Source organism: Azomonas macrocytogenes, from assembly GCF_014191985.1.
Lineage (GTDB): Bacteria > Pseudomonadota > Gammaproteobacteria > Pseudomonadales > Pseudomonadaceae > Azomonas > Azomonas macrocytogenes.
The window spans coordinates 23,988-36,817 of record NZ_JACHXI010000014.1; the positions used below are offsets into that span (position 1 = coordinate 23,988).

Annotated in this window: 11 protein-coding genes, 1 tRNA gene and 1 pseudogene; 4 read left to right on the top strand and 9 right to left on the bottom strand. The window is 54.4% G+C overall.

The window, feature by feature from the left end; all coding sequences use genetic code 11:
• Nucleotides 1-50 precede the first annotated feature (50 nt).
• Together gmd (FHR87_RS13030) and gmd (FHR87_RS13035) are read left to right on the top strand one after the other, a co-directional pair.
• Nucleotides 51-1,175, top strand: coding sequence for a GDP-mannose 4,6-dehydratase (gene gmd / locus FHR87_RS13030; protein ID WP_183167166.1), 1,125 nt, complete (start codon nt 51-53; stop codon nt 1,173-1,175).
• 115 nt (nt 1,176-1,290) lie between these two features.
• Nucleotides 1,291-2,415, top strand: a complete 1,125-nt coding sequence (gmd, locus tag FHR87_RS13035) for a GDP-mannose 4,6-dehydratase (protein ID WP_183167167.1) — start codon at nt 1,291-1,293, stop codon at nt 2,413-2,415.
• A gap of 123 nt (nt 2,416-2,538) precedes the next feature.
• On the opposite strand, the gene FHR87_RS13040 is transcribed toward gmd (FHR87_RS13035), so the two are convergent.
• The 7 genes from FHR87_RS13040 to FHR87_RS13065 all read right to left on the bottom strand — a co-directional run bounded on the left by FHR87_RS13040 (nt 2,539) and on the right by FHR87_RS13065 (nt 7,739).
• Nucleotides 2,539-3,249 carry an SOS response-associated peptidase family protein gene (locus FHR87_RS13040; RefSeq protein ID WP_183167168.1) on the bottom strand — a complete coding sequence of 237 codons (711 nt, stop codon included), beginning with the start codon at nt 3,247-3,249 and terminating at the stop codon, nt 2,539-2,541.
• A gap of 116 nt (nt 3,250-3,365) precedes the next feature.
• Nucleotides 3,366-3,548 (bottom strand): hypothetical protein, encoded by a 183-nt coding sequence (locus tag FHR87_RS13045; RefSeq protein ID WP_183167169.1) that lies wholly within the window; start codon nt 3,546-3,548, stop codon nt 3,366-3,368.
• Between the two features lie 250 nt (nt 3,549-3,798).
• Complete coding sequence (locus tag FHR87_RS13050) at nt 3,799-4,095, bottom strand: hypothetical protein (RefSeq protein WP_183167170.1); 297 nt, start codon at nt 4,093-4,095, stop codon at nt 3,799-3,801.
• 52 nt (nt 4,096-4,147) lie between these two features.
• Nucleotides 4,148-4,276, bottom strand: coding sequence for a hypothetical protein (locus tag FHR87_RS19490; RefSeq protein WP_275944079.1), 129 nt, complete (start codon nt 4,274-4,276; stop codon nt 4,148-4,150).
• A 233-nt stretch (nt 4,277-4,509) separates the two neighbouring features.
• Nucleotides 4,510-4,803 (bottom strand): alcohol dehydrogenase catalytic domain-containing protein, encoded by a 294-nt coding sequence (locus FHR87_RS13055; protein WP_246336029.1) that lies wholly within the window; start codon nt 4,801-4,803, stop codon nt 4,510-4,512.
• A 15-nt stretch (nt 4,804-4,818) separates the two neighbouring features.
• Nucleotides 4,819-6,132, bottom strand: coding sequence for an MFS transporter (locus tag FHR87_RS13060; RefSeq protein ID WP_183167171.1), 1,314 nt, complete (start codon nt 6,130-6,132; stop codon nt 4,819-4,821).
• 92 nt (nt 6,133-6,224) lie between these two features.
• Nucleotides 6,225-7,739: a mannitol dehydrogenase family protein gene (locus FHR87_RS13065; RefSeq protein WP_183167172.1), complete on the bottom strand. Its 1,515-nt coding sequence runs from the start codon at nt 7,737-7,739 to the stop codon at nt 6,225-6,227.
• Nucleotides 7,740-8,367: 628 nt separating this feature from the next.
• Between FHR87_RS13065 and FHR87_RS13070 the strand changes: the two genes are divergently transcribed.
• Together FHR87_RS13070 and FHR87_RS13080 are read left to right on the top strand one after the other, a co-directional pair.
• A complete protein-coding gene (locus FHR87_RS13070) occupies nt 8,368-9,261 on the top strand; it encodes an AraC family transcriptional regulator (protein WP_183167173.1) in 894 nt (297 codons plus the stop codon).
• A gap of 1,050 nt (nt 9,262-10,311) precedes the next feature.
• Entirely contained in the window at nt 10,312-11,994 is a 1,683-nt protein-coding gene (locus FHR87_RS13080) for a glycoside hydrolase family 13 protein (protein ID WP_476693170.1), read from the top strand.
• 170 nt (nt 11,995-12,164) lie between these two features.
• On the opposite strand, the pseudogene FHR87_RS13085 reads toward FHR87_RS13080, so the two are convergent.
• Both FHR87_RS13085 and FHR87_RS13090 read right to left on the bottom strand, forming a co-directional pair.
• Nucleotides 12,165-12,466, bottom strand: a pseudogene (locus tag FHR87_RS13085) (integrase arm-type DNA-binding domain-containing protein); the annotation flags it as partial.
• 171 nt (nt 12,467-12,637) lie between these two features.
• Nucleotides 12,638-12,714: transfer RNA gene (locus tag FHR87_RS13090), tRNA-Arg, on the bottom strand.
• Nucleotides 12,715-12,830: the final 116 nt, after the last annotated feature.

The following is a 12,830-nucleotide window of genomic DNA, read 5'->3' on the forward strand; positions in this document are numbered from 1 at the left end:
GCGACAATTTCGACACATGTTTACGTTTTGGACATAGCAGGTACCACACAATGGAAAGAAAGAAAGCGCTGATCACAGGAGTCACAGGACAAGACGGCTCTTATTTGGCCGAGCTGCTCCTGGAAAAGGGCTATGAAGTCCACGGCATCAAGCGCCGGGCCTCGCTGTTCAACACCCAGCGGATCGATCACATCTACCAGGACGCGCATGTCCAGAACCAGAACTTCTTCCTGCACTACGGCGATCTGAGCGATTCGTCCAACCTGACGCGCATCCTCAAGGAAGTGCAGCCTGATGAGGTCTACAACCTGGGTGCGCAATCGCACGTGGCCGTAAGCTTCGAAGCGCCGGAATACACCGCCGACGTGGATGCGATGGGCACGCTTCGCCTGCTCGAAGCGATCCGCTTCCTGGGCCTGGAAAAGAAAACCCGCTTCTACCAAGCCTCGACCTCCGAGCTGTATGGCCTGGTGCAAGAGATTCCGCAGAAGGAAACCACCCCCTTCTACCCGCGCTCGCCCTATGCGGTAGCCAAGCTCTATGCCTACTGGATCACGGTGAACTACCGCGAGTCCTACGGCATCTATGCCTGCAACGGCATCCTGTTCAACCACGAATCCCCGCGCCGTGGCGAAACCTTCGTGACGCGCAAGATCACCCGAGGCCTGGCGAACATCGCCCAGGGCCTGGAAACCAGCCTGCACATGGGCAACATCGATTCGTTGCGCGACTGGGGCCATGCCAAGGACTACGTGCGGATGCAGTGGATGATGCTGCAGCAGGAGCAGCCGGAAGACTTCGTGATCGCCACGGGCAAGCAGTACACCGTGCGCGAATTCATCACCTGGTCGGCGGCGGAACTGGGCGTGAAACTGCGCTTCGAAGGCAGCGGCGTGGACGAGCGCGGCATCGTCGAGCAGATCGACGGCGACAAGGCTCCGGCGCTGAACGTGGGTGATGTGATCGTGCGGATCGACCCGCGTTACTTCCGTCCGGCGGAAGTGGACACCCTGCTGGGCGATCCGGCCAAGGCCAAGCAGCGTCTGGGCTGGGTACCGGAAATCACCGCGCAGGAAATGTGCGCCGAGATGGTTCGCGAGGACCTGAAGGTTGCCCGTCGCCATGCGTTGCTGAAGGAACACGGCTACGACGTGCCGGTTTCCCTGGAAAATTAAGGATGAGTCGAAGCCTGCGGGAAAAGTACTCGATCTTTCCTTGCAGGCTTTCATTCGTCTTCAAAGTCAAAATACCGACATCTCCTTACGTTTTGGACATAGCAGGTACCACACAATGGCAAGAAAGAAAGCGTTGATCACAGGAGTCACAGGACAAGACGGCTCTTATTTGGCCGAGCTGCTCCTGGAAAAGGGCTATGAAGTCCACGGCATCAAGCGCCGGGCCTCGCTGTTCAACACCCAGCGGATCGATCACATCTACCAGGACGCGCATGTCCAGAACCAGAACTTCTTCCTGCACTACGGCGATCTGAGCGATTCGTCCAACCTGACGCGCATCCTCAAGGAAGTGCAGCCTGACGAGGTCTACAACCTGGGTGCGCAATCGCACGTGGCCGTAAGCTTCGAAGCGCCGGAATACACCGCCGACGTGGATGCGATGGGCACGCTGCGCCTGCTCGAAGCGATCCGCTTCCTGGGTCTGGAAAAGAAAACCCGCTTCTACCAAGCCTCGACCTCCGAGCTGTACGGCCTGGTGCAAGAGATTCCGCAGAAGGAAACCACCCCCTTCTACCCGCGCTCGCCCTATGCGGTAGCCAAGCTCTATGCCTACTGGATCACGGTGAACTACCGCGAGTCCTACGGCATCTATGCCTGCAACGGCATCCTGTTCAACCACGAATCCCCGCGCCGTGGCGAAACCTTCGTGACGCGCAAGATCACCCGAGGCCTGGCGAACATCGCCCAGGGTCTGGAAACCAGCCTGCACATGGGCAACATCGATTCATTGCGCGACTGGGGCCATGCCAAGGACTACGTGCGGATGCAGTGGATGATGCTGCAGCAGGAGCAGCCGGAAGACTTCGTGATCGCCACGGGCAAGCAGTACACCGTGCGCGAATTCATCACCTGGTCGGCGGCGGAACTGGGCGTGAAACTGCGCTTCGAAGGCAGCGGCGTGGACGAGCGCGGCATCGTCGAGCAGATCGACGGCGACAAGGCTCCGGCGCTGAACGTGGGTGATGTGATCGTGCGGATCGACCCGCGTTACTTCCGTCCGGCGGAAGTGGACACCCTGCTGGGCGATCCGGCCAAGGCCAAGCAGCGTCTGGGCTGGGTGCCGGAAATCACCGCGCAGGAAATGTGCGCCGAGATGGTTCGCGAGGACCTGAAGGTTGCCCGTCGCCATGCGCTGCTGAAGGAACACGGCTACGACGTGCCGGTTTCCCTGGAAAATTAAGTGTCACCCGGACGGCGGGCAGCGATGCCCGCTTTGTCCAGTCCTGCCTGCCGGGCTCCATTCATGCGCAGCTCACGCCTCTGAGCCTGTTTCTGCGTTCCACAACCCACTGCTTCACGTGGCTTACAGAAGTGGAGCCGGAATCGGCCGAATTCGTTCCGCTCCTTCATTGCGTACATTACCCACGCCTTTATCGACCGGATACCACTCGAATGCGGTCACCGGTAACGCATGTTGTAATGCCAGCTCTTCTGCCTGCGCCGCTGGCAGATCATGGTCGAGCCATTCTCTCGCTGCTTCCGGCGTCAGTACCAGTGGTCGCCGATCATGAATCTCGGCCATTCCCGCAGCGCTGGCCATCGTGACGATCACGAAGCCATCTCCCTCCCGTTCCTCGGCACCACCCTCACGGGCGAACTGCCCAAGCGCGGCAAAGAACAGTGGCTCACCTTGCTTGAGCCTGATGAAATAAGGCTGCTTGCGCTTGGCATCGTGCGGGTCCTTCTTCCACTCATACCAGCCATCCGCGCCAACCAGTGCTCGATCACCCCTTTGCCAGATGGTGTGAAAGAAGCGACTGCTGGCCATTGTTTCGACGCGAGCATTGATCGCCGGGGGCTTTTTTCCACGCGCCCAAGACGGTGCATAACCCCAGGTGACTGGATCGAAGCACAGCCCGCTTTCGTTGCGATACAACAACTGCACCTTCGAACGTGGCGCGACGTTGTAGCGCCCGATCGGTTCTGGTTCGAGCCCTCTGGCCAGCGGAACGGCGTCGCCCAGCGCTTCGAGGTAGTCGATCATCGCCCGATACTGACTGAATCGTCCGCACATGGCAGTTCTTCCGTAAAGGGTCTTATCCGTAAGACCATTGGCAAGCCAAAAAGCATGAAGAAAAACAGCGCAGGCGGTGTTCAGCTATTCCGGGTGCGTCATGGCAGGCCCATGCTCTAGCGGCGTGGCCCCCATCTGAAATCCCGCCCATTTTCACGATGATCCCGATCATGGCCGCGGTGATCGTAGTGCCGTTCTTTGTCATCGTGCCGGTCGTTATCGCGGTGATGATGGGCACAGCTGGTAATTGCCAGCAATACGCTTACCAGTGCAGCAGCTTTTACCAATTTACTTTTCATGGCCTGTCTCCTGCTCGAGGTTCCGTTACACCATGAGACGCCATGACCACGTAAAGAGAGGTCAGAGGACAGTAAACGTAAGGTAAACAGAGATACCGAGCTTCAAGCCCGATGTCCGATAGTGTGGAGAGAGAGGAACAGTATCGATGCTTGGAGGCGTTGGTTGTCTTTCCATCCCTGGAAAGATCACGCTCAAGCAAGGTAAAGATGGTTTGGGGATATGCACGACAAGCCGCTTACAGCTTCATGCCTATCTGCGCCAGGTTTGCCAGCTTGTCTTGGGGATCATGCAGTTCATCAGTTTCTTACGGTTCGACAGATTTTTATCCTGCTTCAAAAGCTTTAAAAGATTAGCGATGACAGTCCGCCAATTGGATTTTCCGGTGTTTTTCATCATCGAGCTTTCCTCCCGTTTGGATATCGTGTCTTCCCGACTGGCTACCTGATGAGACAAGCCAGAAGTGGCAACTGGAGACATTTCGACAACCTTGAAAGCGAGTGTCTCTGGTTTCTTGCCGACGCCAAATTTTTCTCTGAGCAACGTCATGAGAGTCCCTCTTTTTTATGGTTATGAGGTTACGACTCCATATTGGCCGAATTCATTCCGCTTCAAAAGCTCCATTAAGCGGATCGGAAAAACCGGACGAGAGATAGATAACGCTCCACGGATCCTGGAACACAGCCAGACGGGTGTTTTTGTCTGTGTCGAATTCTTCTCGAAGGCTCATGGTGTTATTTGCGCTCCAAAGCATGGTCGTGGGCTCGGCAGGTCACTGCCGAAAGCGCCAACCATGTCTCCGCATACCTGTCACCTATGTGTCCGGTCTGTGCGGGCGGTTGCCACAGATACCCCGAGGGATACATGGTGCTCGGGTATAAAGGGATATAGCAGGAGACAGCCAGAAACAACAAAGCCCGCACGGGGCGGGCTTTTGAGGGGGGGTTGTAGACTGTTAGAGGCTTAAAGATACAAAGGATGGGAATGTCGGATTCCATGCAGACGCGGTTTCTCTTGGTCAAATGCGTCACATTGCCGTCGATTTCGATGACCGTACCGGGCCACCTCGTGCCCCAGCACCATCGGTTGATCGACGCTGAAATGACCGATCCGACCATGGGTGTAGTAATGAACATCGCTACCGCACACGCCTACGGTATGGATGCGGATACGTACATCGTCCCGCCCCAGGCTCATGGGCATGTCGATATCACGGATCTTCAGGTCGTGTTGCTTTTTCAGAACGAGAGCTTTCATGAAGAGGCCTCCTACTTATATTGCTTCGCCGACTTCCGAGCGCTTCGAAATATCGAGACTTGGCATCACCTTGTACTCAAGTCCAGGTTGGTCAACATGGATGAAATAAGTCAGCACTATCCCCACGACATAAAGCAAGGCGTAGACCCAGACGATGCCTTCTACACCTATCGTGGAGATGCCCAAGGTGGCGATGGCCGGTCCCATGAAGCTGGAGAGCCCGGCAGCCAGATTATGTGCGGAGATGGCAGCCCCTTTATGCTCTGGGGCCATAGCCGGAAAAATCGCTCCCATGGGGACAAAGGCGGAGACAAAAACGCCTAGAGCAACTGCTCCCACCAAGGCTGCCAAAAAGCTACCGTTGTATGTAAGTGGCAAATAGTAAAAAGCCAATGTAGCGAGTGCACATCCGCCACAGCCGAACCAGCGCATCTGGAAGACCCAGCCGATCCGGTCGCCAATCAACCCCCACATCACATTGGTGAAAATGGTAACGATGAACAGGGCACCCCAGATACGCAGCCATTGTTCCATCGTGAAGCCCGCCTCGGGAGAGGTGAAGAACAAGGGCATAATAACGGGAAAACCGAACAGTGTTAGATTACAAATAATCCGCACAATCGCAGTAATGAGAATACTGCGATTTTCAAACAAGATAGTGGCACCACGGCTCAACTCATGGAGGCGCTCGGTAAGCGTCGGATTAGCGTCAGCACGAGTAGCTGCCACTTGCCACTCTCTTACCAAGAATATGACCATGGCGCCCGCTACCGCCACCCAAGCGACAGCCATCCATAGAGTGCCCATGAAACCAATATAGGGAATGCTGAAACTGGGCAGGTAAGTTCCCAAGAAGCCGATACCGATCGAATACATCGTCCAATACCAGCCCATGGCCGAGGCCTGCCGCTCGCGCGGGGCCACCTGTGCTACCCAGACCAGGAAGGAATAGATGAACAAAGGATAGGCCAAGCCGCGTATGCCATAGAACAAGACCATCAAGGCATAGTTCTTTTCACTCAAGCCGAAGAGCAGAAAAAGAACATGAAATACGATCCAGGCAATCACACCGATGCGCATGATCCGGCGAGGCCCAAAGACTTCAGCCAATACGCCAGAACTCCAACTGGAAAGAGCTGCCAGTAATCCATAGATCGTGAAGAGAAACGATGCTTGTGTAGCTGAGAAACCAAGGTCGACGATATAACGAGAGAGAAAAGCCAGCTCGATGCCGTCTCCCGTCATGAATAAGGCAATAGCGATATAACCCCAAATCAGGGACAAAGGCATGCCAAATAGCAGTCCTCGTGACTCTACACGCTGAATCATAATGGTTTTCCTTTATTGTATTTGTAATTTAAGAGTCGAATAGATAATTGCTGCCAGCTTCTGATTGGCTATTTTAAATAGCCCGCTCATATTTAAATGAAAGCTGCAAAGTTCTTTTCGTCTGTTTCGATTCCTTTCGCCATCGTCAACTCAAGTGCAGTGCGCACACCCAATGTTTGCAGACGCTCAAGCTGCAGGCGGAAGGTTGTCACGAATGCTGCGGAAGCCGAAATCTTGTTCCCGAACACCTCTTCGAGTCCCAGGAAATTCTCAACCAGACGCTCCTTGGCGCATGCAGCCTCCTGTAGCGAGACGGCACGCGGATCGAGAATCGGATAGGTTTCACCTTGCTCGTCGAAGCCACGCAGATAGTGGCACCAAGCGGCAATGATCAGCACGGTGCGCCGCATGTCAGCTCCAGACTCAATCTGACCAAGCAGGGTCGGCAGGACAAACTTCGGAAGTTTGGATGAACCATCGGAACAAAGCCGGCTGATCTGGTCGTAGATTGCGCTGTTGGAAAAGCGTTTGATCAGCGTGCTCTTGTATTTCTCCAGATCAATGCCGGGCACTTCGGCCAGCAGCGGCGCGACATCCCGATCCATGTAGGCGCGGACAAATTCCTGCAACTGCGGATCCTGCATCGCCTCGTGCGCATAGCGGTGACCCAGCAACGCGCCGAGGTAGGCCATCGCCATATGGCTACCGTTGAGAAGGCGAATCTTCATCTCCTCATAGGGTGTGACATCGTCGGTGAACTGCACGCCGACCTCCTCCCAAGACGGGCGGCCGTTGCAGAACTTATCCTCCACCACCCACTGCAGGAAAGGCTCGGCCACCACCGGCCAGGCATCCTCGATGCCGGTTTCCTCATACAACTGCGAGCGATGCGCGTCGCTGGTCATCGGTGTGATCCGATCAACCATTGCATTCGGAAAGCTGACGTTGGCGGCGATCCAGTCATGGAGCCCGGCGTCACGCAACCTGGAAAAACTCAAGAGGGCATTGCGAGCCACTTGACCATTGTGCGGCAGGTTATCGCAGGACATCACGGTAAACGGCTTGATGCCGGCCGCACGACGGCGGGCCAGGGCCTCGCTCAGAAAGCCGAATATCGTCTCGGGCTGCTGTGGATTGGCCAGGTCATGGCGAATCTGCGGTAGATTGGCATTGAACTGGCCGGTACTGTCGTCGGTGCAGTAGCCGCCCTCGGTAATGGTCAGCGATACGATCCGGGTTTCGGGATCAGCCAGCTTGCGAATCAGCGCTTCGGAGCCGTCCTCGGCGAGCAGAAAATCACCCAGGACGCCGACGACCTGGATCTGCGTGTTGTCGCTGTTGCCCAACTCATAGAGGGTATAGAGATAGTCTTGGGACGCCAGGGCTTCCTGCATGGCTCGATCTTCCGAACGCAGCCCCACCCCGCAAATGCCCCACTCGCGGGCTTTGCCCCGGTTGAGTAGCCTCTCGGTGTAGATCGCCTGATGGGCACGATGGAAACCACCGACACCGATATGCACGATTCCCTGCTTGACCTGCTTACGATCATATAGAGGGCGCTGGACACACTCAGGGAGTTGAGACAGATTTTTGGTATCAAGTTTCACGTTTTGCTACCTCTGGATTGCTCAGGTTTGTCTGGGCTCGGCGGAGCTCTGCCTTTCGTCAGGCAAAAAAATCCCAACGCGCCTGAAACACGCTTCAAGAAAAGAGCACAAAGTAAAAAGTTGTGTTGGGAGAGAATCAGTCCGTTTTGGCCGATGCCCCTGACGTAGGCAAGGTCATAGATACGTCATTTCTGGCGGACCAATAAAACCGGCGACGAATTGTTTTGCTGATGGGTAATAAAACTCGAGCAGGCTGAGGCTGCCCGGTCGGGCTTAATAAGTATTTCATTATTATTCACTCCACTGCCGATCACATGATCAGCTTATTTTTATCTTTCTTATTAGCCTCCTCCACGAATAATGGAGCATTCGATGGAGGATTCAGGATGGAGGGAATTACACCGGGCATTCACGACCAAGGCAAACTCATAATTGCCCAAAAACATATACTTTTTTGCACAAAAAAATAGCGATCCAGCTAGGAAATATTTCATGAAAATAAAGAAACCAATAAAAACCAATGAGTTAATATTGAGCACTTATTTGCAGTAATCAGGAACTGTACAAGATTTTTTTCTTTATATATGTTTGCAGCACATGCGTTCTGACAAGATCCAGGCTCAAAATAATGAACAAGCAAGCCACAACACGTCAGTCATCCCCTTCCTACGAGCTGATTCCCCCCAAGGAGCACAGTTCGATTCTTTATCGAAAGCATGGTTTTCCCGACCATCTGGTCCGCTGGCACTACCACAGGGAATACGAACTACACTTGATTACCCACAGTAGTGGCAAAGTATTCATCGGAGATTATATCGGTAACTTTTATCCCGGTACTCTGTTCCTGGTTGGTCCCAATCTTCCCCATAACTGGATCAGTCATACGGAGGAACAGAAAATCTACCCGGAGCGGGACCAGGTTGTCGTATTCACCGATGACATGATCCAGGCCGCACGCAATGTTCTTCCGGAGCTCACTGAACTGACTGGTTTACTACAGCGAGCCAGCTTCGGCATCGAGTTCGAAGACACTGTTACGATCAGTGAAGCACAGAGCCTAATGGAGAAAATAGCGACCTCCAACGGATTGGAATCCCTTGCTCACTTCTTTTCCATCATGGGGCTTCTTGCCAAGGCAGATAAGTACCAACTACTTTCCAGCGGACATTCTCTGACCATCAGTGGTGAAAAGAACCAGCAGCGTGTAAATCAGGCGGTCAATTATATTTTCAATCATTACCAAGAGAATATAAGTTTGGAGGAAGTTGCCGAAGAACTCGGCATGCAAGTCACTTACTTCTCAAAGTTTTTTCGACAAGCCACTGGGCGGCGCTTTGTAGAGTTCGTCAACAGCCTACGTATCACCCGAGCTTGTGATCTACTGGTACACAGTGACCTGCCGGTTACAGATATCTGTTTCGAAGTAGGTTTTACCAATATATCCAATTTCAATCGCCACTTTATGGCATTCAAGGAAATGACTCCATCCCACTATCGTAAGCTGGCGAGTATTGCTGGCTAGCTTGCTTATAGTTAGGTATACGATGCTCACTGTCGTGGCCGTAGGCGCCATCGCATTCTCTTTACCCTTACCCTGCAACGTTCGACCGCGCCGACTTCCGCGACGTCTAGTCTTTTGTGCCTAGCGAGCGTCGGTGGTGCCATCCTGCCGCTAATCTTCGCCAAAATCGAAGCAATGACAGGTTCCAAGTCGATCGCCTTCATCGCACCACTGATTTGCTGGGTTTATGTTCTGTGGTTTGCTTTAGCTGCGAGAAAGACTCCGACCCACGCTATTAAGGCCAACTGGCCGGACAGACTCGAGTGGCAAGTGAGTCACGAAACGATCTATACCTTTCCCCGTGGAGAGCTCAAGGGCCAGCTCATCGGCTACCTGCGCTAGGGCAAGCAATGCCCGTATACCCGCAATGCCAGCCGGCGCGAGCGTTATCCGGCCCCTGGCAGCGTAGCAGTAACGAGAATACCGATGGCCTGCTGTTTTGTGCAAAAAAATACATATTTTTGAATGAAAATGAGTTTGTTTCTTTAGCGAGTATCGAATGTAATCCTTCTCGCTCTGGATCTCGTCGAATGCCCATTCATTCGTGAGAATTATAATTAAAACAAAGATAAAATCAGACTGATCAAGCGATCAGCGAAGGAATAATAATGAATTATCCACTAAATCCGACCGCGCTTTCGCTTTCCATTACACTTCTATCTCGCAAATATCCAAAAAATTTATTCCAACTTTTCTAATGGATAATGGGATTAAACCCTTCAAGGCTGATTAAGCCTGCTTGGCAGAAGGCGTGGCCATGATCCAGTCGTTCAGGTTATGTCACCGCACTACAACTCATGGCGACGCCCCCTGCTTAAGTGGGTAGCCTGGAGATATATCTTCGTTCTTTAGCTTTCTTATAGCCAGCCCGTTCTGGAAAGCCTCTAAAATCAAAATCTTGAAGAAAATCGTATTACGCAAAAGAATGCGCACATTGCTTACCCATAATCCCAACAATAGGAAGCTTGTATGTTTCGTCGTAAATTTCTCGGTACTACTGTTATGACCGCTATGGCGCTGTCTTTGGCGTCAAGTACATTTGCTGCCACTCCTATAGCAATACAGACTGGAGGGAATTGGGCGCGCGATTCAGTAATCTATCAAATTTATCCACGTTCTTTCGCCGACAACGATGGTGACGGTATTGGTGATATGCCAGGAATTATCTCGCGCCTGTCCTATCTGGACCAGTTGGGTGTAGATGCGATCTGGCTGTCGCCCTTCTACAAATCGCCTCAGGCCGACGCCGGCTACGACGTAGCCGACTACCGACTGGTCGACCCGATGTTCGGCAACAACGAGGACTTCGAGCGCCTGCTAAAGGAGGCTCACGCACGAGGTATCAAGGTGATCGTCGACCTGGTGCCCAACCACACTTCCGATGAGCATGCCTGGTTCCAGGCCGCGCTGAAGTCGCCGCCCGGCAGCCCCGAGCGCGCCCGTTACATCTTCCGTGACGGCAAGGGCAAAGACGGTGAGCTGCCGCCCAACAACTGGCCAAGCATCTTCGGCAAATCTGCCTGGGATCGGGTACCGGGCGAGAAGCAGTGGTACCTGCACCTGTTCGACAGCAAGCAACCCGACCTTAATTGGGACAACCCGGAAGTGCGCGCCGAATTCGAGAAAGTGCTGCGCTTCTGGCTGGACCGCGGTGTGGACGGCTTCCGGGTCGACGTAGCACAAAGCCTGATCAAGGAGAAAGGACTACCTGATATAGACGAAAGCCAATATACGAACGAAGGTGCAATGGTCGGCCCCATGTGGAATCAGCCTCCCGTGCACGAAATCTACCGTTCCTGGCGCAAGATTCTGGACAGCTATCCCGGCAAGCGCATCATGGTGGCCGAGGCCTTCGTCAATCCGCGCGAACAGTTGGCCGACTACATCCGCCCCGACGAGATGGACCAGGCGTTCAACTTCGAATACCTGATGACCAAATGGGACGCGAGCGCCTATAGGAGCATCATCGACAGCTCGATGGCCTTGCCCGCTTCGGTGGGAGCACCGACCACTTGGGTGACCTCCAACCACGACATCGTGCGCGCGCCTTCGCGCCTCGGCCTGAAGGAGCTGGGCAGGCATGCCTTTCCGGGCAACGGCATCGACGCCAGCATGCCTCAACCGGACGAGGTGCTGGGTTTGCGCCGGGCTCGTGCCCTGGCCATGCTGACTCTGGGTCTGCCCGGCTCGGCCTACATCTACCAGGGTGAGGAATTGGGCTTGCCTGAACACACCACCATGGAAGGCAAGTACCGTCAGGACCCCATGTTCTTGCGTGCCAAAGGCAAGGGTCTCGGCATCGGCCGCGACGGCTGCCGCGTACCGTTGCCCTGGAAGGTAGACGCCCCGTCCTTCGGCTTCGGCCCGAGTGACAAGACCTGGCTGCCGCAGCCGGCCTCGTACGCGCGTTATGCCGTGGACCGCCAGGAGGACGCCGCCGACTCCACGCTGAACCTGTACCGCAAGGTTCTGGAGTTGCGCCATGACTACAAGCTTGGCGACGGTAAGCTGCAGTGGGTTGACGCTGGCAAGGACGTGCTGGCCTTCGACAACGGTGACCTTCGGGTTGTGATCAACATGGGTGAGCAGGCCACCGCGCTGCCGGAAGGTAGTCAAGTGCTGCTGTCCAGCGAGCCACTGCAGGAAGCGGGCAAATTGCCGGGTAACACCGCAGTCTGGTTGAAGCGTTCATAAACCTTCTCCAGTTGAAGCGCCGCTGTATCCGGAGCTTCAACTGGCCAGAGCTATGAAAGAAGGGCTGGCCACTACCCCTTACTTCCACATGCCTGGCCTGGAGATGTCCTGATGTTTCTTATTCATCCACAGGCTCGTACCACTCCGGCTATTCGTGCTGAAATCACTCGCTCCAATGCACCTATGGTGCGTTTGACTGTGCTGAGCTCCCAGCCTGGTAGGCGTATCTCGATCCACTCTCTGGCCAGTAGCTCGAACGTGCTATTGGCGACCAGCAGCTGCGCCTGCTTGCGAGCCTGCTTGGTTTCGATGGGGTTGGCTCCAACCGATGATTCTGTTCTCAGCTCTGCTGCTTTCTGCCGTGCCAATGCTCCACTCATTTCAGGGTAGGAACCAAGGCCAAGCCAGCTCCATTTGCCGTCAGGTTTTTGTAACGGTAGTTCCAGGACTTCTGCCCATTGGTCTGCGCTTTATGTCTTTACTGCGCATTGTGTGTACACCTGGGTTCGATTTTTAAGCTGGTGTACACGGTAGTCAAGGATAGGGGTAGACAAGTAGAGACAGCCAGAGACAACAAAGCCCGCACGGGGCGGGCTTTTGAGGGTGTTTCGTAGACTGTTGGAGACAGCTGGAAACAGGTAGCTGGCGCATCTGGCGGGATTCGAACCCACGACCCCTGCCTTCGGAGGGCAGTACTCTATCCAGCTGAGCTACAGATGCGTATCGACACCGGTATTACCTGAGCGCTATCCAATCATTGCAATCTCTGATGGGTGGCTCGCGTCGCGGGCGCCATGATACGCATGTCATGGGCTGTCGTCCATGTCGTCGGCTGA

Coding starts and splice junctions, on each gene's coding strand:
- FHR87_RS13080 (WP_476693170.1), top strand. CDS start 10,312: ATGGCGCTGTCTTTGGCGTCAAGTACATTTGCTGCCACTCCTATAGCA.
- FHR87_RS13060 (WP_183167171.1), bottom strand. CDS start 6,132: ATGATTCAGCGTGTAGAGTCACGAGGACTGCTATTTGGCATGCCTTTG.
- gmd (WP_183167166.1), top strand. CDS start 51: ATGGAAAGAAAGAAAGCGCTGATCACAGGAGTCACAGGACAAGACGGC.
- FHR87_RS13050 (WP_183167170.1), bottom strand. CDS start 4,095: ATGACGTTGCTCAGAGAAAAATTTGGCGTCGGCAAGAAACCAGAGACA.
- gmd (WP_183167167.1), top strand. CDS start 1,291: ATGGCAAGAAAGAAAGCGTTGATCACAGGAGTCACAGGACAAGACGGC.
- FHR87_RS13040 (WP_183167168.1), bottom strand. CDS start 3,249: ATGTGCGGACGATTCAGTCAGTATCGGGCGATGATCGACTACCTCGAA.
- FHR87_RS13055 (WP_246336029.1), bottom strand. CDS start 4,803: ATGAAAGCTCTCGTTCTGAAAAAGCAACACGACCTGAAGATCCGTGAT.
- FHR87_RS13070 (WP_183167173.1), top strand. CDS start 8,368: ATGAACAAGCAAGCCACAACACGTCAGTCATCCCCTTCCTACGAGCTG.
- FHR87_RS19490 (WP_275944079.1), bottom strand. CDS start 4,276: ATGAGCCTTCGAGAAGAATTCGACACAGACAAAAACACCCGTCTGGCT.
- FHR87_RS13045 (WP_183167169.1), bottom strand. CDS start 3,548: ATGAAAAGTAAATTGGTAAAAGCTGCTGCACTGGTAAGCGTATTGCTG.